This is a genomic window from Prevotella sp., from assembly GCF_051059605.1.
GTDB lineage: Bacteria > Bacteroidota > Bacteroidia > Bacteroidales > Bacteroidaceae > Prevotella.
The window spans coordinates 1536494-1558098 of sequence record NZ_CP050883.1 but is presented as its reverse complement, the minus strand read 5'-3'; the positions used below and the strand labels follow the sequence as shown (position 1 = coordinate 1558098).

Annotated in this window: 17 protein-coding genes and 1 tRNA gene; 6 read left to right on the top strand and 12 right to left on the bottom strand. The window is 38.7% G+C overall.

The annotated features are described in order from the left end of the window. Positions 1 to 10: 10 nt before the first annotated feature. The 4 genes from HEQ28_RS06380 to HEQ28_RS06365 are packed head-to-tail and all read right to left on the bottom strand — an operon-like array spanning position 11 to position 3844. Entirely contained in the window at positions 11 to 1369 is a 1359-nt protein-coding gene (locus HEQ28_RS06380; protein WP_434504309.1) for a lytic transglycosylase domain-containing protein, read from the bottom strand. A gap of 45 nt (positions 1370 to 1414) precedes the next feature. After that, positions 1415 to 2128, bottom strand: coding sequence for a DUF5683 domain-containing protein (locus tag HEQ28_RS06375; RefSeq protein WP_434504308.1), 714 nt, complete (start codon positions 2126 to 2128; stop codon positions 1415 to 1417). A 1-nt stretch (position 2129) separates the two neighbouring features. After that, a complete protein-coding gene (locus HEQ28_RS06370) occupies positions 2130 to 3020 on the bottom strand; it encodes a ParB/RepB/Spo0J family partition protein (RefSeq protein WP_434504307.1) in 891 nt (296 codons plus the stop codon). 59 nt (positions 3021 to 3079) lie between these two features. Continuing rightward, on the bottom strand, positions 3080 to 3844 hold the full coding sequence (locus tag HEQ28_RS06365) for a ParA family protein (protein ID WP_434504306.1): 765 nt from the start codon (positions 3842 to 3844) through the stop codon (positions 3080 to 3082). Between the two features lie 102 nt (positions 3845 to 3946). Here HEQ28_RS06365 and surE point away from each other — a divergent pair, with 102 nt between their 5' ends. Together surE and lpxB are read left to right on the top strand one after the other, a co-directional pair. Next, a complete protein-coding gene (gene surE, locus HEQ28_RS06360) occupies positions 3947 to 4717 on the top strand; it encodes a 5'/3'-nucleotidase SurE (protein ID WP_434504305.1) in 771 nt (256 codons plus the stop codon). A 14-nt stretch (positions 4718 to 4731) separates the two neighbouring features. Continuing rightward, entirely contained in the window at positions 4732 to 5898 is a 1167-nt protein-coding gene (gene lpxB / locus HEQ28_RS06355) for a lipid-A-disaccharide synthase (protein ID WP_434504304.1), read from the top strand. A gap of 8 nt (positions 5899 to 5906) precedes the next feature. Here lpxB and HEQ28_RS06350 read toward each other — a convergent pair whose 3' ends face one another. The 4 genes from HEQ28_RS06350 to rsfS are packed head-to-tail and all read right to left on the bottom strand — an operon-like array spanning position 5907 to position 10221. Further along, positions 5907 to 6860, bottom strand: coding sequence for a glycoside hydrolase family 5 protein (locus tag HEQ28_RS06350; protein ID WP_434504303.1), 954 nt, complete (start codon positions 6858 to 6860; stop codon positions 5907 to 5909). Between the two features lie 20 nt (positions 6861 to 6880). Beyond that, on the bottom strand, positions 6881 to 7750 hold the full coding sequence (locus tag HEQ28_RS06345) for a phosphatidate cytidylyltransferase (protein ID WP_434504302.1): 870 nt from the start codon (positions 7748 to 7750) through the stop codon (positions 6881 to 6883). Between the two features lie 25 nt (positions 7751 to 7775). Further along, positions 7776 to 9812: an ATP-dependent zinc metalloprotease FtsH gene (gene ftsH / locus HEQ28_RS06340; protein WP_434504301.1), complete on the bottom strand. Its 2037-nt coding sequence runs from the start codon at positions 9810 to 9812 to the stop codon at positions 7776 to 7778. Positions 9813 to 9861: 49 nt separating this feature from the next. Beyond that, on the bottom strand, positions 9862 to 10221 hold the full coding sequence (gene rsfS, locus HEQ28_RS06335) for a ribosome silencing factor (protein ID WP_434504300.1): 360 nt from the start codon (positions 10219 to 10221) through the stop codon (positions 9862 to 9864). A 211-nt stretch (positions 10222 to 10432) separates the two neighbouring features. On the opposite strand from rsfS, the gene HEQ28_RS06330 reads away from it, so the two are divergent. Beyond that, positions 10433 to 10503 (top strand) — tRNA-Gln (locus HEQ28_RS06330). 899 nt (positions 10504 to 11402) lie between these two features. Here the strand turns inward: HEQ28_RS06330 and HEQ28_RS06325 are convergent. The 4 genes from HEQ28_RS06325 to HEQ28_RS06310 form a co-directional block, all read right to left on the bottom strand. Then, positions 11403 to 13223, bottom strand: a complete 1821-nt coding sequence (locus HEQ28_RS06325) for a DUF349 domain-containing protein (RefSeq protein ID WP_434504299.1) — start codon at positions 13221 to 13223, stop codon at positions 11403 to 11405. A 121-nt stretch (positions 13224 to 13344) separates the two neighbouring features. Beyond that, positions 13345 to 14271, bottom strand: coding sequence for a magnesium transporter CorA family protein (locus HEQ28_RS06320; RefSeq protein WP_434504298.1), 927 nt, complete (start codon positions 14269 to 14271; stop codon positions 13345 to 13347). A 223-nt stretch (positions 14272 to 14494) separates the two neighbouring features. Further along, complete coding sequence (locus HEQ28_RS06315; RefSeq protein WP_434504297.1) at positions 14495 to 15778, bottom strand: O-acetylhomoserine aminocarboxypropyltransferase/cysteine synthase family protein; 1284 nt, start codon at positions 15776 to 15778, stop codon at positions 14495 to 14497. Between the two features lie 134 nt (positions 15779 to 15912). Beyond that, positions 15913 to 17124 carry a hypothetical protein gene (locus HEQ28_RS06310; protein ID WP_434504296.1) on the bottom strand — a complete coding sequence of 404 codons (1212 nt, stop codon included), beginning with the start codon at positions 17122 to 17124 and terminating at the stop codon, positions 15913 to 15915. Between the two features lie 143 nt (positions 17125 to 17267). Between HEQ28_RS06310 and HEQ28_RS06305 the strand changes: the two genes are divergently transcribed. From HEQ28_RS06305 to HEQ28_RS06295, 3 genes are read left to right on the top strand one after another with little or no spacing between them, the layout of a single operon-like run. Continuing rightward, positions 17268 to 17786 (top strand): GNAT family N-acetyltransferase, encoded by a 519-nt coding sequence (locus HEQ28_RS06305; protein ID WP_434504295.1) that lies wholly within the window; start codon positions 17268 to 17270, stop codon positions 17784 to 17786. A gap of 9 nt (positions 17787 to 17795) precedes the next feature. Continuing rightward, positions 17796 to 19856: an alpha/beta hydrolase family protein gene (locus tag HEQ28_RS06300; protein WP_434504294.1), complete on the top strand. Its 2061-nt coding sequence runs from the start codon at positions 17796 to 17798 to the stop codon at positions 19854 to 19856. 12 nt (positions 19857 to 19868) lie between these two features. Further along, positions 19869 to 21296, top strand: coding sequence for a C69 family dipeptidase (locus HEQ28_RS06295; protein ID WP_434504293.1), 1428 nt, complete (start codon positions 19869 to 19871; stop codon positions 21294 to 21296). The last annotated feature ends 309 nt before the right edge of the window (positions 21297 to 21605 follow it).

The window sequence follows — 21605 nt, the reverse complement described above, 5'->3', positions numbered from 1 at the left end:
TATAGTTTATTTACTTAACTTTAATTTTCTTTCCAGCACGTATACTACTGCCATTAATACCATTCAATTTCTTTAGCTTAGAAACTGTTGTATTATGTTTTTCTGCGATTTCAGAAAGCGTATCGCCGTCACCAATGGTAACACTTTTGCTTACATGTTTACGCTTGTTCTTTTTCTTCTTTTTTGTATATTTACTTGAACTGGAATTGCTTCTGTGTCGACTGTATGAACGGCTCTTTGTAACTACTGGTTCCTCATTGTTAACCTCTACCTCGGTACGCTTGCTAGCCATTTCTTCAGGCTTGCATGCATAAATAGAGTCTTCTTTATCAATGAATTTTGTAATCATCAGTGCTGGCAATCTCAATGAAGATGGACGCCAGCTTCCGTTAACCAAGTCATGACGATATTGTGGGTTTAAAGCCCTTATCTGCTCTATATCTATACCTAGAACATGTGAAATCTGTTCAAAATTTATATCCTTGTTTACTAATATTGTATCAGTCTTCTCTGGAAGTTCTGAAGTCATTGGACATATATTATGATCACAATAGTAGTTCATAATATAGTTTGCTGCGATGAAAGCAGGAACATATCCCTTAGTCTCGTCTGGAAGATAAGGATAAATCTGCCAATAGTCGTTTTGCTTTGAACGGTGTATGGCTTTATTAATCTTGTCTGGACCACAATTATATGCTGCTATTACTAGATTCCAGTCGCCATATAGTTTATATAAGTCACTGAGATAGTGAGCTGCTGCATAAGAAGATTTGATAGGGTCGCGACGCTCGTCAACAAGAGAGTTTACTGTTAGTCCGTAACGCTTTGCTGTCTTGAGCATGAACTGCCACAGACCTGTTGCTCCAACTCTAGAAACAGCACATGGATTAAGTGCAGATTCTATTACAGGAAGATATTTTAGTTCGAGTGGAAGACCATAAGTATCTAGTGCCTCTTCAAAGATTGGCATGTAGAAATTCTGAGCTCCCAACATATAACTTACTGAATTGCGTAGATGACCGCTGTATCTATCAATGAATGTTTGCACAACATCATTGTAGGGCATTTCTATAACAGTAGGTAACATGCTTAGTCGTTTCATGTAAACGGCTTTATCATATACAGGATTTACATCCGGCATGTTACAGTTTGTATCAGGTTTGAGATAATTCTTTGTGTTGTATAGATGCATCAAGCTGTCAAGTTCTTGTGTCATGGCCTCTGGAAGGTCTATGGTTACTTGCTTTCCTTGTGCATTCTTAACGGTAATCTCCGTTTCTTTTTTATTATCATCCTTTTCTACTTGCGCCTGCATTGCACAGTTTCCTGCGAAGAGTAGGGTGATTGTGAATAGATAGATTTTCTTCATTACTTAATTGTTGTCATATATAATGTTTCCTCTTTTTAGCTTAGTCTAGAAGTTTAGGCTGCAGTGCACTCCGATACCACCTGACGTGAGAGGATTTCTGTTGTTGTCTGTATTTATGATAGCAGGCTCAACTCTGAGACTGAGATCGTTTGATATATCAAATTCTGATAACGATGCATCTACGTATGCGTCAATTACAGAAAGCGCATAAACGCCTACTAATACGAAGAAACTCATGTCTCTCCAACGACGAAAGCGGTCTTTTCGATTTTTGAAAAGATTTTGATATGTAGCGAGGTTTTCGTTTGTTATTTTTGCGCCGAGATGCATAAACTGATTATAGCTGGCAGTATTGGGGTCATTATCCATTATGTCCATATATGCCTGAGAATAGTCATGATACATCTGATTGTTCCATTTCATAGCATAAACGCATCCTACTATTCCTCCGTAAATGATAGGTAATTTCCAGAATTTGCGGTTGTAAATCTGTCCAGCTCCAGGCAAAACAAGGGCTAGCCATAATGCCCTCTTTGGTTCGGGACGCCATGTAGCCCAGTCACGCTTTTGCTTCTTGACCTTTTTTATGTCGTTAGACACTAGCGTAAGACTATCTTTGTGAGTAAGTGCATCTGTAGCTTTGATATTTGCAGTATCGGGAATAACGATACGATTTTTAGCATTCTGTGCTTTAGCAGAGAATGGCATGGCGAATATCGCAACAGATACGATTATAAATGAAGGTATCTTCACAGACATATTAATCTTTCAGTTTGTCGAAAACGTTCATAATACGTTCTAGTTCCTCTTCGTCAGCGAAAGGAATACTAATCTTTCCTTTACCTTTTGGCGAACATGTCATTTGAACTTTTGTATTGAGGAATGATCCAAGACGTTTTTTCAGTTCATTGAACTCTTCTGGCAATTGACTACGTGCAATAATTTTCTTCTTGCTACTTTCAATATCTTCACCATTTTTTAAAGCCTGAACAAGTTCTTCTACTTTTCTTACCGAGTATCCGTTTTTCTGTATTTCCTTGAAAAGTTTTATTTGTAATGATGGACTGTCAATAGCAAGCAATGCTCTTGCATGTCCCATATCGATTTCCTTCTTCTGCAAAGCCATCTGTACTTGTGCCGGAAGTTTTAATAATCTAAGATAGTTGGTTATAGCTGTACGGCTTTTTCCTACACGTTCAGAAACTTTTTCTTGTGTCATTCCGCTACCTTCCATTAGATGCTCGTATGCAAGTGCAATCTCGACAGCATTCAGGTCTTCACGTTGAATATTCTCAACGAGAGCCATTTCCATAACATTCTCGTCTTTTATCGTACGGATGTATGCTGGAATTGCTTTAAGTCCTGCAATTTGAGACGCTCTCCATCTTCTCTCACCAGCAATAATCTGAAATTTGTTCTCAGTTATTTGTCTTAGAGTGATAGGTTGAATAATACCTATTTCTCTAATACTTACTGCCAATTCATGTAATGCTTCGTCGTCAAATTCACGGCGAGGTTGATTCGGATTAGCCTCTATTTGGTCTATACCAATCTCATTGATGGTAGAAGAACCCTGAGTGCGCACAGCATCTGTAGATATCAGTGCGTCAAGTCCTCTTCCGAGTGCGTTGAATTTTTTATGTACAGCCATTTCTTCTTATGATGTATTATTTATTGATGACGATATTCATTCAATCATCATTAAAGAATTTATGAGTTCTTGTTTATTATTTCTTTAGCAAGTGCCAGATGATTCTTAGCGCCTGTAGATTCTGCATCGTATAGAATTACAGGAAGTCCGTGACTAGGACTTTCACTGAGTTTCACGTTACGCTGAATAACAGTTTTAAATACTAATTCCTGGAAGTGGCGTTTCACTTCATCGTATATCTGGTTTGCAAGGCGTAGACGACTGTCATACATTGTGAGCACAAATCCTTCAATTTCTAAGTCCTGATTCAGTTTGCTCTTTATAATCTTTATCGTATTTAGGAGTTTACTGATACCTTCAAGTGCAAAATATTCACACTGAACAGGAATAACAACTGAATTGGCAGCTGTGAGTGCGTTTACAGTAATCAGACCTAATGAAGGGCTACAGTCTATAAGAATGTAATCATATTCCTTGCTAATGGAATCGAGTAGGTTCTTTAAAACCTTTTCTCGGTTTTCTAAATTCAACATTTCAATTTCTGCACCAACCAAATCTATATGGCTTGGTATTATATCCAAACCGTCTATGTCTGTGGTATAGATGGCATCACGCACATCAGCGTGATCAATGATGCATTCATATAGGGAGCAGTCAACTTCTTTAATGTCCACTCCCAAGCCACTGGATGCATTTGCCTGTGGGTCTGCGTCTACTACGAGAACTGTTTTCTCTAATGTAGCAAGTGATGCTGCAAGGTTTATGGTCGTAGTGGTCTTGCCCACGCCGCCCTTTTGGTTAGCTAAAGCGATTATTTTTCCCATTTCGAAAAAAGTTGATTTGACCGCAAAGTTACATATTTTATGCGAGAAATACTAGAATTAAACCTTTTTTTAGTACTTTTGTGCCAAACTTAAAAGTTAAATATGAATAATTGCCGTCCATTAATACTTATTTCAAATGATGATGGATATCATGCAAATGGTATCAAAACTCTAGTTTCTTTTCTTAAAGATAAGGCTGATTTGATAGTTTGTGCACCTGAATCAGCACGCTCTGGATTTTCTTGTGCTTTCTCTGCAACAACACCATTGAGGCTCAAACGTCGCCACAATATGGGAGATGTCGAGATATGGTCTTGCAACGGAACGCCAGTAGACTGTGTAAAAATTGCTATCTCTGAATTATGTGGTGGCAGAATTCCTGATCTTGTTATAGGTGGTATCAATCACGGTGATAATTCTACAGTTAATAATCATTATTCAGGAACGATGGGAGTAGCTCTTGAGGGATGTATGAAATATATTCCGTCTATAGCTTTCTCTTCATGTGACTATGATACAGAGGCTGAATTGGGATATCTGAAAGATGATGTTTGCAAGATTGTTGACAAGGTACTTGCAGAGGGATTGCCAAAGGGAATATGCCTTAATGTTAACTTCCCAGAAATGCCTCCTTTTAAGGGTACAAAGATATGCCGAATGACCATGGGACAATGGGTGAATGAAATAGTAAAGGAACGCCATCCACGTGGATATGATTATTATTGGGTAGTAGGAGAGTATCGTAACGATGAACCAAGTGCAGAGGATGGAGATCAGTGGGCTGTTAACAATGGATATGTTGCTATAACTCCTACAAAAATTGATGTCACCGATTACGAGATTATTGATAAACTTAATAGCTGGGGACTTTAAATAAAAGTTTTGTTATGAAGTATTACATTATTGTTGGTGAAGCTAGTGGAGACCTTCATGCATCACATTTGATGATGTCGTTGAAAAAAAATGACAGTAATGCCGAGTTTAGATTTTTCGGTGGAGATATGATGTCTGCTGTTGGAGGTACCCGTGTAAAGCATTATAAGGAACTTGCCTATATGGGGTTTGTTCCCGTACTTTTGCATCTGCGTACGATATTTCGTAATATGGCATTGTGTAAAAAGGATATTGTAGCTTGGAATCCTGATGTTGTAATACTTGTAGACTATGCTGGATTCAATCTTGGTATAGCTAAATATCTTAAGGCACACACAAAAATACCTGCTTATTATTACATCTCTCCTAAGATATGGGCTTGGAAGGAATGGCGAATAAAATCTATAAGAAGAGATGTTACAGAACTATTCTCTATATTGCCTTTTGAAATACCGTTTTTTGAACAAAAACATAATTACAAAATACATTATGTTGGTAATCCTACTGCTGACGAAGTAAATAGGTTTAAAAATGATTATAAAGAGACTCGAGAAGATTTTTGTGATAGGAATTCTCTAGTTACAGATAAACCTATTATTGCATTGCTTGCAGGTAGTAGAAAGCAGGAAATAAAGGATAATCTTCCAGCTATGATTAAGTCGGCAATAAACTATACTGATAAGTATCAGTTGGTGCTTGCTGGTGCTCCTTCAATTGATAGGGAATATTATGACATGGTACTTGATAGGATTAAAGACTGTGGAGATTTTAAAATCAAAATAGTTAATAATGAAACTTATCCATTGTTGAAACATTCTGTTGCAGCTCTCGTTACAAGTGGTACAGCGACTCTTGAAACAGCGATGTTTGGTGTTCCGCAAGTTGTATGCTATGAGACTCCCGTTCCGCATTTGATACGTTTCGGATTTAATCATATCATAAAGTGCAAATATATCTCTCTTGTAAATCTTATCGCTGATAAGGAAATTGTGAAAGAACTATTTGCTGATCGTTTTTCTGTATCAAATATATCAGACGAGCTTGGTCGTATTCTTCCTTCTGGCGATGGACGACAGAATATGCTTGATGATTATGAAGAGGTGTATAAAAAACTTGGCGACACTATCGCTCCGGATAATGCCGCCCGTATTATGGTAGATTTGCTTAATCATAAAGATTAAGCAAGTCTTTATTTATTATATTCACGTAGATAATATCTTACCTTTTTGCCATAAGGCTTTATAACATCATTAGTCCAATTTCCTTCTGATTTTGCCCTTGGTAGCAACATAGAACAGGTCTCATTCTTATCGGAAATAGACCAGTTTATCCAACTGACTTTTAGACTTTCCATAAGATCAATCCATTTCTGCCATTCTTCTGTATTCAGAGATCCTTCTCCAGAAGCTTCCATACCAGCACATTCGCTGACGAAAACAGGTAATCCATCCTCAACAGCTGCCTTCATTTTGTTGCGCAGATAGTCTTTGTGAGTAGCTGCATAGAAATGTACAGTGTACATAACGTTGCTAACTCCCTCTATTGGGTTTGCTGCTGCAAGGTCTATGTCCTGATCCCAATGTGGGCATCCCATTAGAATGATATTATCGGGATCATATTGTCTGATTGCTGTAATAATTGTTTTGCCATACACCTTTAAGCTATCCCAATTGTCTCCAATAGGTTCGTTGTATAGCTCGTAGATAACGTTAGGATACTTTCCGTATTTCTTTGCCATATTGGTGAAAAACGTTGTAGCCTCTTTTGTGTGCATCTTGTGTGCATGCCAGTCGATGATTACATATACACCGTTCTTTATTGCGGATTCAATTACAGGAGACATGCATTTCATTGCAAACTCAGGATTGTCCAGATAGTTGTCTTCTATCTGTATTCCCATAGCAGCACGGATAATATTGGCGTGCCAGTCATCTTTCAACCATTTGATGGCTTTTGCGTTATAGAAGCGCGGCCATAGATTGTGCCAACCAAGACTTACACCTCGTAATACTACAGGGGTGCCGTTGTTATCGCATAACTGTGCTCCCTTTACTTGTAATTGTCCCCATTCTTTTACAGGATTAGTGGCAAAGGATGGGGAAAGGCAGAATACTGCTAATAAGGTTAATAGGTATTTTTTCATAGTATGGTAATTGATTTTACTTAGAAAATCTGTATTGTATAAAGGTATATTACAGCTGCTGGAATCGCCATCAATGATGAATCAAAGCGGTCTAGCATTCCTCCGTGTCCAGGAAGGATATTTCCACTGTCCTTAATGTCTAAAGTTCTTTTGAATAGGCTCTCAACAAGATCACCTAATGTTCCGAAAACGACAACTGTAACTCCTAGTCCAATCCATCCTAGTATAGACAAATGTGATGTTGATGCACCGTTTTCATTAGTCATATAGCCGATTACTCCTGCAACAACCATAACAAGTATGCCACCTCCAATACTGCCTTCCCAGCTTTTTGCCGGACTTATTCTTGGAAAGAGTTTATGTTTGCCGAAGAGTGAACCGCTACAATATGCACCAGTATCGTTGAGCCATAGAAAAATGAATACACACAATGGAATTAACATGTTGTAGCTGATACTGTCTCCGTTAGCTGAAACCTCAAAACCAAGTATGTTTATCATAGAGAAAGGCAATGCAATATACATTTGTCCTAGCATAGTGTATGCCCAATCGTTTACGGGATCTTTCTGTTTAAGATATAGTTCGCTAATAAACAGATATACAATTGTCAGAAGATATGGCACGAATATGACGAAATTTGTCGCAATGCCAATTCTGAATGCTGCTACTGCAATGAAAAAATATACACCTGCTATTGTAGATATGAATCTGTTTACCTTAATGTTCTCTCTCTGGTTTACAAGTCCTGTATATTCCCATACAGCCATACCAGTTATGAAAGCAAAAAGAGCCACCATAGCTCTGGGATTAAAGAATCCCACAACCATGATGGTGACAAACAGTGCACCTGTAACAGTGCGCGTTATTAGATTTTGTACTTTGTTAGTCATATTTTTATATCCGACTTTTATTCTTTTATTCTTTTTCTTTTGCGGCCTGATGCTCTGCTTCAGCCTGCTTTACAACGTCAGGCATTTCTTCTAGTTTAGGAGCATTGGCTTCGTTCTCTTTAATAATTTCCTGAGAACGGCTTACCCAAGGGCGTTTGCCGAATATTTCTTCTACATCCTCTGCATAGATAACTTCTCTTGTGATGAGGAGTTCGGCAAGTTTATTGTGTCCTTCCTTATGTTCCTCAAGAATTTCCTTTGCATGGGCGTATTCTGAATTTACCATCTTTAGAACTTCATCGTCGATAATCTTTGCTGTTGTCTCAGAATATGGACGCTGGAATTGGTATTCCTGGTTGTTATAATAGCAGATGTTAGGCAATCTGTCGCTCATACCTGCGTATGCAATCATTCCAAATGCACTCTTTGTAGCACGTTCAAGATCGTTCATTGCTCCAGTAGATATGTGACCTGTAAAGAGTTCCTCTGCAGCACGTCCACCAAGTAATGCGCATATCTCGTCAAGCATCTGTTCCTTAGTTGTGATCTGGCGTTCTTCTGGAAGATACCATGCTGCACCCAAAGCCTGTCCACGTGGTACAATACTAACCTTTACAAGAGGATTAGCATGTTCGCAGAACCAACTTATAGTTGCATGACCAGCCTCATGAAGTGCGATAGAGCGCTTCTCGTTGGCAGTCATCACTTTAGTCTTCTTTTCCAAACCGCCAATTATGCGATCTACTGCATCTATGAAATCTTGTTTTGTAACGCTCTTGCTGTTATGTCTTGCGGCAATAAGTGCAGCCTCGTTACATACATTAGCTATATCAGCTCCAGAAAATCCTGGTGTTTGTCGTGAAAGGAAGTCTATATCTAGGGAGTCGTCGATTCTCAATGGTCTGAGATGAACTTGGAATATAGCCTTACGTTCTGTCAAATCTGGCAGGTCTACGTTTATTTGTCTGTCAAAACGTCCAGCACGCAACAATGCTTTGTCAAGCATGTCTGCACGGTTTGTTGCAGCGAGTACAATAACACCGCTGTTTGTTCCGAAACCATCCATTTCTGTAAGCAGTGCGTTCAGCGTATTTTCACGCTCGTCGTTACCGCCCATTGAAGGATTCTTGCTTCTTGCTCTACCAACGGCATCAATTTCATCAATGAAAATGATACATGGAGATTTCTCCTTGGCTTGGTGGAATACGTCACGCACACGACTTGCGCCTACACCGACAAACATTTCAACGAAGTCTGAACCGCTCATTGAGAAGAATGGAACCCCAGCTTCACCGGCAACAGCTTTTGCAAGCAATGTCTTACCTGTTCCCGGAGGACCAACTAACAATGCACCCTTTGGAATCTTTCCTCCGAGTTCTGTATATTTCTTTGGATTCTTTAGGAATTCTACTATTTCCTGAACTTCCTGTTTAGCTCCTTCCTGTCCGGCTACATCTTTGAAAGTTATTCCTAGTTCGTTAGCCTTCTCGTAAAGTTTAGCTTTACTTTTTCCTACGCTGAATATACCGCTACCTCCACCGGCACCATTACCTCCGCTCATACGTCTCATTATCCAGAACCAGAATACAAGCAAAAGTATAAATGGTCCATAGCTGAACAATATGTTAGTAAGGAAACCGTTGCTGTCGTTATTCTCATAGCTGAAATCAACAATCTTTCTTGTCTGTTGTTCTTTAGTGAGATATTTCTCCAGTTCGTCAATAGATCCGAAATTCACGTTTAAGTATGGATTTGAACCAACTTGTTTTGAATTTCTATGGAATACATCTTGAATATGTTTAGGGTTGATAAACATTTTAAGAGTACTCTTGTCTTTGTTTATTACAACGTTGGTAGCATATCCTTTCTCTACATATTGTTTAAACTTTGTATATGTAGCTTCCTGACTTGCTCCGTCACCAGCTAGCATATTACCTCCGCCAGAGAAAATAATAACTCCCAATGTGAGGGCTACGATCAGATAGAGCCAGTTCATATTAAAACGTGGCATCTTTGGATCGTTTTTGTCTCTGTTATTTAAAGGGTTGTTTTTATTGTCCATTTATTCTAATTTTAGTTTTCGGATATTATACAAATAACGTGCCAAATGACTAATCCAGATTTGGTATTTTAGTGATGGCAGCGTCTTCCCATAATGTTTCCAAATTATAGTACTCGCGTGTCTCAGGCAAAAATATATGTACCAATACATCTGAATAGTCAATAGCAACCCATTCTTTATTTCCAAGACCAGCTACGTTTGTAGGCTTTTCTTTTATTTCGGTGCGTACTGTGTCGCTTATCGAACTGGCTATTGCTTCTACCTGAGTTGTAGAATTACCTTGGCATATAACGAAATATTTTGCAATTGCCCCGTCTATATTGGTCAGGTTTACAATCGTTATGTATTCGCCCTTTTTGTCTTGTATGCCTTTTGTTATAGTTTCAACTAATTTACTTGTTACTTCCATTAATAGAATTTCTTTTGTTGTGTATAATATAATGTGTGATATCAGTCACAAAGGTACATAAATTATAGATATAACATTAACAAAAGAGAGTCTATTTTGTTTTTTTTCTTATTTTTATGAAAAAAAATTGGTGAAAGTTTTGGAAGTTTACAAAAAAGCACTACCTTTGCACACGCAATTCAGAACAACGCTGATAAATGCAACTTATTATTGGGATATGGTGTAATGGTAACACTGCAGATTCTGGTCCTGCCATTCTTGGTTCGAGTCCGAGTATCCCAACTACAAAGCAACTCTTTTGGGTTGCTTTTTTTGTTTTATTATTATATCACAATTGCTTACGATAGGGTGTTAGTATACTCGTGGATTTGTAAATCTTATGGATAAAGTTTCGCTATCATTAAGAAATACGAATATGAAAATGCTTGAAAAATACGTACATATCATACATTAATAGTCTAAATAGTTTATAATCAGAATATTTGCTAATGTATGTGTTGTTACAATCCTGCATGAATTATATATTACCCTACTTAGACCTTAGACTTGAAATACGAGGTTATAGTGTCTGTATAATCAATATGCTCAGCAATGATGGTGTGTTGTTGTCGATGTGCCGTTTAGTGATTAGGCCCTAATCACTCTGCGAATCGTGTAAAACGGTGGAGTGATAAGACCCTAATCACTCAGTCAATATATAATCATTTATGAATAGAAGACTTCCTATGATATTTTGAAAGCTATTGCTATGAGGTTCATACAATGATGAATAGAATGGATATGAGTACAAATAGGTGCCTATATAGATTAACGTTTTTGAGGATGCCAAAATTAGAAATACAGATCTTAATAGTAGGCGACGGCATTAAGTAGTACAGTTTAATCCTCAAACAGATGAACTGCCCCTTAATAATAATCTCAGATGTCTCAATAATTCTTGCAGCGCCATACGCTGAGTGCTTAGTGATAAATAGTTGTTTAGTTGATTGAAGTAGGTACAAAAAAAAAATTGATTGTCTCACGACAACCAATCTCTTAACCTTAATAATCTAATACCATGAAAAACATGCTGCAAAGATATAGGCTTTTTGCGAAACCTCCAAATTATTAGTCATGAAATCATTGTATTTTATATTTTGTTAACCATACGGTTATTAGTCACTATTTCTTTGTTTTGGTTCTTACTTATTGAAATTCTCAGCATCAATAGCCTTGATTTTCTGTTTGATAAGTTCTACATCATCCTTCAGTTTCTGAACCTTGTGATTCATTTCGTCAATAAGGCTATTACCTTTCTTGCTGCTCACACTAAGGAAACCGAGATTGTTCTCGTATGTGATGATTTCTTGTTTCAGACTTTCGTAGCGTCTCATAAGTCTTCCACGCTCGTTGTCAATTGCGTCTTCACCATTTCTAGCTACATTCCTCAGGTTGTTTCTGAAGTTGTCTATGCGCTTTTTAGCAATAGATATATGAAGGTCCTTATACAACTTATCCAGAATATCGTGGTATTCTTTATAAAGTTTATCTTTGTCTTTATAAGGTACATGTCCAACCTTGTTGTATTCTTCCACAAGTTTTTGAACTTTATCCTGTACGTTATCTGAAACTTCTTCTGCGAGAGTTTTAAGTTCAGAGATTATATCTTTCTTTTTGCTTAGGTTGCTGTGTTCCTCATTGCGAGTACCAGCATTGGCAGCATTACGTGCTTCAAAGAACTTGTTACATGCAGCAAGGAATTTTGTCCACAGTTCATCGCCTAGTTTCTTTGGAACTGGGCCTATATTCTTCCAATCTTTCTGCAGCGCTATAAACTTGTCTGTTGTAGCTTTCCAATCAGTACTATCCTTAAGTGATTCAGCCTCTTCAATCAGTTTTTGTTTCTTTTCAGCATTCTCATTGAAATGTTGTTTGATTTCCTTGAAATGTTCAGCCTTGTTACCAAAGAATTCGTCACAAGCTGCACGGAATCTCTCAAAAATCTTCACGTTCATTTTCTGTGGTGCAAATCCAATCTTCTTCCATTCAGCCTGAAGACCGATTATTTCCTTTGTATGCTTATCCCAATCGCCTTCGCTGTTGTTTTCAGCTTTTACGATTTCTTCAAGTTGTTCACATAATGTAGTTTTCTTTTCAAGGTTGTCTTCTTCCTTTGCGCGCAAATCTTCGAAGTGCTTTTGGTGATTTTTGTTTATCGCAGTTGACGCAGCCTTGAATCTATTCCATGTTTCCTCGCGCAGTTCCTTAGAAACAGGACCTGTCTCACGATATTGTTGGTGAAGTTCTTGTAATTGATGGAAAGCACTTATAACATCCTGTTCTTTTGCAAGCTTTTCTGCAGCTTCGCAGAGGCGTTGCTTTATTTCAAGATTCTTCTTAAAGTCATATTCGCGTGCTTCACGATTTAGGTTCAGCAAGTCATAATATTGCTCAACATAAAGTTGATAGTTTCTCCATAATTCATTGGCTTTTTCTGCAGGAACTGTTCTTATCTCTTTCCATTTCTGCTGTAGCTCCTTGAATTCAGGGTAGCTTTTATTAGCCTCGTCTGGAGATGTTACCATGGCCTTTATGCGCTCAATGATATCAATCTTTTTCTGTAGATTCCCTTGCTTTTCGGATTCTTGCTCAAGAAATAATTTTGCGCGACGTTCTTTTACCACACTCATTTGAGCCTTGAATACTTCTTCATCCTCATCTGGTACCATAACATATTTCTCTGGATCGCCACCGGCATCCAGATATTCTTTTTGTTTAGCGTCACGCTCAGTAATGTGAATTTTGTAGAAAGTGGTTTTTAGATTATCGAGTTCCTCTTTTGTTGGGTTCTCTTCATTTCCGACAATTTCTTTGAGACGTTCTAGAATCTCAGCCTTGCTCTTATATGTTTTTGGCTCGGCAGTAGTTTCATTTGCATTCTCTACTTCAGCAGAATTTGTATTCTTCTGCACTTCATCATCTAACATTCCCTCTTTATGGGCATTCTCTTGAGAGTTCATCATTCCACTTGTTTAGTTTATGATACTGATTTTCATTGCGTTGTGCAATCATTATTAGCTTGCAAACTTAAATAAAAAAAATGTAAATTCCTAATTTAAATTGGTTTTTTTTACTTTTCAGTTATTATAGTAGGCGTTTGTAGCGTAAAATCCACCACGACATACCAGATACTAAGACAGAGATGACGATTGCTATGATGAATCCAAACTTATTTGTTTCCATTCCGTTAAGCAAATTCATACCAAATATACTTGCTATAAGGGTCGGGAACATCATGATAATACTCACAGATGTGAGCGTACGCATCACCGTATTCATGTTGTTATTAATGATACTTGAATACGTTTCCATTGTGGATTCAAGAATATCTGAATATATGTTTGTCGTTTCACGTGCCTGTGTCATCTCAATACTTACGTCTTCAATAAGGTCGGCGTCTAATTCGTCCACTTGAAGTTTAAACTTCAGCTTTTGCAGAAGATTTTCGTTGCCACGTATTGATGTGATGAAATATGTAAGTGAGTCTTGTAGGCGGCTTAGTCCAATTAGACTTTCGTTGTTCACTCCCTGATCAAGATTATGCTTTGCTTTCTCAATCAGTGTGTTTATCTGTTTAAGTCGTTTCAGATACCAAACAGCACTAGAAAGGAATAGGCGGAATATCAGATCCACGTAGTCTGTGAATCCCTCACGTCTTTTCTGCTGATAGCTCACGAAGTCTATCATCATATTCGTTTCGTAATAGCAAACTGTTATTGTGACACCCTGCTTATGTATTATACCAAGTGGTACAGTAGTGTAGGGTGTGCGTGAGCGAACTTCTTTTACGTATGGTATACGAAGGATAATAAGCATCCATCCGTCATCGTATTCATAACGTGCACGCTCGTCGGTATCGCTAATGTCTGATAGGAAGTAATCTGGTATTTTGAAAGTATCTTCAAGATATTCCTGATCTTCGTCTGTTGGGCATGTAACCTGTATCCAACAATTGGGCTGCCACTCTTTGAGGGCGCTCAAATTCTCGCTAATGTTCCAATATGTTCTCATTGCAGCTAATCTCCGTAAAATTGAATCCTAGGTGTGGGGATTAGCTTCAACTAAATCCTCACGCCTATAAATTAAATGTTTCCGCGTGATAATCGTCCATATATTTGTTATTATGTTTGATTTAACGCTGCAAAGGTAACAATTAAATATTAAATATTTTCATATCTAATAGGAAATTATTCATTTTTTTCATTCACATGTTTGATGTCCCCTAACATTGTTGTTAGATTTTATCCAACGCCTGTTTGATGTCATCAAGTATATCGTCGCTGTCTTCTATTCCAACAGAAAGTCGGATAAGGTCTGGAGCTATACCTGCTTCACGCAACTGCTCATCTGATAGCTGGCGGTGTGTGTGACTTGCTGGATGAAGCACGCAACTGCGACAGTCGGCAACGTGTGTGACGATGTTAATCAATTCCAGTGAGTCCATCCATTTGATAGCAGTCTCTCTGTCGCCCTTCAGTCCGAATGCGATTACACCGCATGAACCGTTTGGCAAATATTTCTTGGCTAGTTCATGGTTGCGGTCGTTTTCAAGTCCACAGTAGTGCACCCATGCAACTTTGGGATCATTAGACAGGAATTCTGCTATGCGCTGTGCGTTTTTGCAATGTTGAGCCATGCGTAAATGCAGACTCTCCAATCCTAGATTTATAAGAAAAGCATTATGTGGTGACTGAATGCTTCCAAGGTCGCGCATGATTTGTGCCACAAGTTTTGTGGTATACGCCATGTTGCCGAAAGTCTTTGTGTATGTCAGTCCGTGATATGACTCGTCTGGCGTGCATAGTCCTGGGAACTTCTCTGCGTTTGCGTCCCAGTCAAAGTTACCGCTATCTACAACCACTCCGCCTATTGTTGCAGCATGACCGTCCATGTATTTTGTTGTGGAATGAGTTACAATGTCGCATCCCCATTCAAAAGGACGGCAATTTATAGGTGTTGCAAAAGTGTTGTCTACAATCAATGGCACACCGTTGCTGTGAGCTATCTTTGCGAACTTCTCTATGTCTAGTACGTTGCATCCAGGGTTTGATATAGTTTCTCCAAACATCGCTTTAGTGTTTGGACGGAAAGCCTTCATGATGTTCTCTTCGCTGTCTTCAGGATTGACGAATGTACATTCTATACCCAATTTCTTTAGAGTCACTCCAAACAGGTTGAACGTACCGCCGTATATTTCATTTGATGCGACAACATGATCACCAGCTTCGCAGATATTAAACAGTGCATAAAAGTTAGCTGACTGTCCGCTTGATGTTAGCACGGCTCCAACTCCGCCTTCCAATGCTGCAATCTTCTTTGCTATTGCGTCATTTGTTGGGTTTTGCAGTCTACTATAGAAATAGCCGTCTTTCTTCAAGTCGAAGAGCATAGCCATTTCTTCAGAGTTATCATATTTAAATGTAGTACTTTGGTACACAGGGACCTCTATTGGTTCTCCGTTTTTAGGTTCCCATCCTGCCTTAACGCAGAGGGTTGAAAGTTTCAGATCTTTCTTCATCAGTAGTATATCTTTCCTTTGTTTAATTAATTGTTTGTCATTAATTAGTTTGATGACGATGCAAATTTACTAAAAAAAACGTGTAAATACTTTTAGTTTATATATTTTTTATTATATAAAGTTGCAAAATGCTATTATTGCTCATAAGTATTCATGAATTCATCAAATAGACTTTTCATCTTGCCAGGAACGATTATATGATGATTACCTATTGGGTTTGTGAGGAAATAGTTTGCCTTATCAGCCTTGTCAAGTTGTATCACTTGTTGTGTACGGCATAGGTTTGGCTTTGCCTGACTGCACACTAGTTCTCCCTCTTCAGCGAAGTGTCTGCTAAGATTACCTGAAACCTTGAATATTGTCACAGGACCGTTCTTCATATATCCTCTGATACCTACACCAATTCCTGATTCAAAGTGAGTGTCAAATTCAAAGCGCTCTATCATATTAAAAGGTATTGTGCAGTGTGCGAAAAGCATTTCTCCGCTTGTTGGATTTATGTGTGCAGGATTTGCTTGAAAACCAGAAACAGAAGCAAGCGAATTTGTTATTGCCATTGATAGCATTGCCGGAACGTCTCCTTCGCATGTAGCGATGATGCCTTCGCTGTTGAATTTGGCTAGAGCCAGACAACCGGTGTTCTTCACTGCTGTAAGCAAGTCAAAACAGCGCAGTGTAAATCCGCTTAGAGCATATTTCTTTATGATAGTTTTCAATGCCAAGTATATCTGTTCTGCCATTGGCAAAGCCTTACTTATGTTCTCGTTAGGAGACATCGCAAGCAGTTCTTCTGTATTAGGCGTTGGGATAGACATTATTGTGTCGAGTAATTCCTGAATAGGAATGTTTATAATTTCAATACCTGTTTTTGCCTTCACGGTTTCATAATCAGCATTACTTGATATAAGCCAGTCTGAAGGTTCACCAACAACTCCTAGTCTGCATCCGTCGAGTTGTTTTCTTGCCAGTCCCACTTTCTCAAGAATATTTATTCTTTCAGCTATATATTCTGTTTCGCCGTGCAGAATCTCACCTTTTATATTATTAAGTCTTAGATAAGACAATATCTCCATTGAGGCAGCAAGAGAATTACTCTTTCCTGATGTCAGCAAGTATATAGGTTGTTTTGATTGGGCTTGTATTTGTGGAAGCAACTTCTTAAATATGCCTTCTGTTCCGCCAGTGCGCACATATATAAGGTTTAATGCGTGATCACCATAATTCGTGAAGTCACTACCAATGAAATCAAACTTGATGTTTAGGCTACCTAAAAATTCAGCAGTAGCTGCATCTACAGCCTTTTCGTCATGAAGCTGTGATGTAAGTGTGTAGATTGAAATATCCATAATGTCGTTTTCTGTTTGAGTGCCAAAGTTACATAAAAATATTATTTTGAGGAATAAATTCTGCATTTTTTCAATTTTATCGTCTTTAGTTTCGTCAGAAATAACTAATTTTGCGTATTAAATATTTAAATAGGGTAGAAAAAATGACTATACGTTTGGCAACAGTTGATGACGCTGAAGAATTATTGAAGATCTATGGTCCGTACGTAACCGATACGGCAATAACATTTGAATATGATGTCCCAACACTCGAAGAATTTCGTAATCGCATTATAAAAACTTTGAGTCGATATCCGTATTTGGTGGCTGAAAAAAATGGTAAGATAATAGGTTATGCTTATGCCGGACCATTCAAGGAACGTGCTGCTTATCAGTGGGCGGTTGAAACATCGTTGTATTTAGACAGAAGTTATCGTGGAAATGGTCTTGGTAGAATATTGCACGATGCTTTATGCGAGGCTTTGCGCAAGCAGGGTATTCTAAATATGAATGCGTGTGTTACTTATACATCTAAAGAAGATGAATATCTTACACATGCCAGCTTGAAATTTCATAAACGATTGGGTTATACCATTGCGGCGCATTTCCATAAGTGCGGCAAGAAGTTTGATCGTTGGTATGATATTATTTGGATGGAAAAACATATAGGAGAACATAAATAAAATAATCAAATGAAAAAAATCAGTTTAGTTTTACTTTTAATGATGTCTTTGATGAATCTACAGGCGCAAAAAAGAGCTTTTAAGATCTCAGACCTCTATCGAGTGCAGAGTGTGTATGGAGTGGCGGTGTCTCCTCAAGGTAACACCCTTGCTTATGTCCATAGCCGTTCTGATTTGAAAAATCACAAATCATATCAGAATATCGCGTTGATGAATTTAAAGGATTTCTCAACACGCGACCTTACCACAGACGGTAAGAGTGGTGATGCGATGTGGAGCAAAGACGGAAAACTTGTTTATTTTATTTCGTCTATAAGTGGAACTCCTCAGCTTTATTGCAGTGACGCAACTGGTAAGGCTGAAAAACTTACAGATTATGAACTTGGCATCAATGCCCCTGTGCTTTCTCCTGATAATCGTTATGTAGCTTTCACGGCTGATGTGTTCCCTGAGGCTGGAGCAGACGGCAAGAAGAATATTGAACTACAGAAGAAACTTGATAACGGACCTGTTCAGGCTCATATAGCTGATAAGTTGTTTTACAGACATTGGACTGAATATGCTGATGGTAAATATCAGCACATCATTGTTTATGACTTGAAAGATAAGACTTATACTGATGTTACTCCTGGTGAATGGGTATCTCCTGTCTTCATGCCAGGTGGAGGTGTTGGTTTCAACTTCTCTCCTGATAGCAAGGAAATCTGCTTTGTAAGCAATCGCACAGAGCATCAGGAAGCAAATACCAACTGTAATCTTTGGACTGTTCCTGTAAAGGGTGGTGAGGTTAAATGCCTTACTGCAGAGAATGAGGCATGGGACGGAACTCCTGTCTATTCTCCAGACGGCAAGTATATCGCTTATCGCATGCAGCGCATTCCTGGATATGAATCAGATAGATTCCTGCTTGCTTTAATCAATCGTCAGACTGGTGAAAAGACTGTTCTCACAGAGAGTTTTGATAACTGGGTTGATGATTTTAAATGGAGCCCTGACAGCAAGAATATCTTTTTCTTGGGTGAGGAAACTGGCTATGAACCTTTGTTCAAGGTCAATGTAAAGAGCCGTAAAATCAATAAGGTAATAGGCAATCGTGCTATTGGCGACTTTGATTTCGATGCAAAGGGCAATTTCTATTATACATATTCTAGAACTGGTAAGCCTAATTCTTTGTACACTTCTGTTGCTAATGGAACTAAGGAACGTCAGCTTACATTCCTTAATAAAGAATTAGAGCAGGAAGTCGACATCCGTCCATCTGAAACAATGTGGGTAAAGGGTGCTAATGGTGATGATGTAGAAGTGTTTATCGTGAAGCCTCATGGTTTTGAAGCTGGAAAGAAATATCCTTTGATTATCAATGTTCATGGTGGTCCACAGACACAGTGGATGGATAACTTCCGTGGTGACTGGCAGGTATATCCTGGTTCAGGCTATGTTGTTGCATATCCTAATCCTCATGGATCTACAGGGCGTGGACAGGCTTTCTGTCGTGCCATAAGCGGAGACTTCGGTGGCGCTCCTTATGTAGACGTTATGAATGTTACAGACGCTCTTTCTAAGTTAGAATATGTTGACTCTACCCGTATGGGAGCCATGGGATGGTCTTATGGTGGTTACTTCATGAACTGGTTGCAGGCAAACAAGCATCCTTTCAAGTGCCTTGCTTCAATGATGGGACTTTATGACCTGCGTTCTATGTGGGGTGCAACAGAGGAACTTTGGTTCCCTAACTTTGATTTAAAGGGACAGCCTTGGAACTCAGAACAATATAAGAAATTCTCTCCATCAGAGTATGTTTCTAATTTCAAGACACCTACATTGATCATCACCGGAGAGAAAGACTATCGTGTACCATATACACAGAGTCTACAATATTTCAACACCCTTCAGACGTTGGGTATTCCTTCTCGTTTAATCGTATTTAAGAATGACGGACATTGGCCAAGTAATCTTTATTCAATGCCTGTATATTACAATGCTCATCTTGAGTGGTTCAATAAATATCTTGGTGGTGCACCTGCTCCTTGGGATACCCAGAAAATGGTTGCTAACCAGATAGAGTATTAAAATTATAACGATATGAAAGAAATCAAGAAATTGCCTTCTGAATGTACTACTATCATAGTAGGAAACAGAATGACAGCCGATGGATCACGCATATTGGCGCGTTCCAGTGATTTTGATGCTATGATGGCAATCAATTTCGAAGTCCATGAAGACACTCTTTTCGGACCTTCTGAATTTATTGCTAAAGATAGCAAGTTCCGCTGTCCGTTGCCTTCTGAGGCTTTGGGCTACACAGCGTTGCCTGATTATCAGTTCCCAGGAGAGTGGGGAAGTGCTGGCTACAACACTGTCGGTGTTGGAATGAGCAGCACAGAGACCATCTTCAGTAGTGAACGTGCATTGTCTTTCGATCCTTATGTTGAAAATGGACTCGCTGAAAACTGCACTTACAACATTGTTTTGCCATATATCCATACAGCTCGTGAAGGCGTTGAGCGTCTTTCTAAACTGATAGAGGAATACGGTTCAGCAGAAGGTTTCGCAATCGGCTTCATTGACGACAAGGAAACTTGGTATCTTGAGAATGCCTGCGGTCATCGTTGGCTTGCTTGCCGCATACCGGCAGACCGTTATTTCGTTACCGGCAATCAAAGTCGTTATCGTGATTACGATCCTAAAGACAAAGAGAACTTTATGGCATCTGCCGATTTGATTGAGTTTGCTGAGAAAAATGGATTGTATGATCGTGCTAAAGGCAAGTTTGATTTCCATGAAGCTTATTCACGTGATGAGAAGTTAGACACAACATATAACTATCCACGTGTATGGGGATTGCAGAAGATGTTCTCACCTTCAATAAAGAATGATGTAACACGCAATGATTTCCCTGTTTTTGCTAAGGCAGATAAACCAATCAGCCTATCAGATTTGCGCACTGCGTTCCGATTCCATTATAATGACACTGAGCACGATCCTTATTTGCATAATAACGGTAAGGAACCTTATCGCCCAGTATCTATATACCGTACCACTCAGACACATATCTTGCAGGTACGCAATAAACTTCCACAAGCTATAGGCTGTCTTTCTTATGTAGCTTTAGGAATGGCAGATTTGGGTGTGTTCTTGCCGTTGTATCAGGGTGTGAAGTCATATCCACGCCAGTATAGCCTTGGCAATAGCAATTCTGATAGTCATTCAGCCTATTGGAAGTTCCGCAAGGTGATGACATTGGGAATGGTAAACTATAATGCTTATGCTCCAGTCATCCACGAGGTATATTCAAAGCTTGAGGCAGAGAATGACCAGCGTCAGAAGGAAATGGAAGCAGAGTACTTAAAGTTGTACAAGGACGAGCCTATGAAGGCACAAGACATGTTACAGCAGTTCTCTGATAGCATTTTGTTGCATGCGCTAGACGTTGCTGATGCATTAACAGAAAAGCTCTTCACGTTATTAGCTCAGGATACCCAGAAAGAATATCTATTCCACGGAGCTTAATAGCATAAAGGAATATCTATATAACAATACAGGCACTTGCTTAATTAGCAAGTGCCTGTATTGTTTTTATAACTGCATGACCTCCGCTGATTTCTGCAGATTCACGTAGACAAAATGCAGCAACATGAACTACAGACACTCCCGTTGTGTCGCAACAGTCTTTTGTCTTCGTGAATCTTAGTAATCTGCGCGAGTCCAGATTTGTTCTCTGCGTATAGCAAACAAACATTCAGTCATAAGAAAAATATATCAGTAGGGAAATTGATAGTAGTGTTTAATTTTGTAATGTTTACACATGTACTTTATATC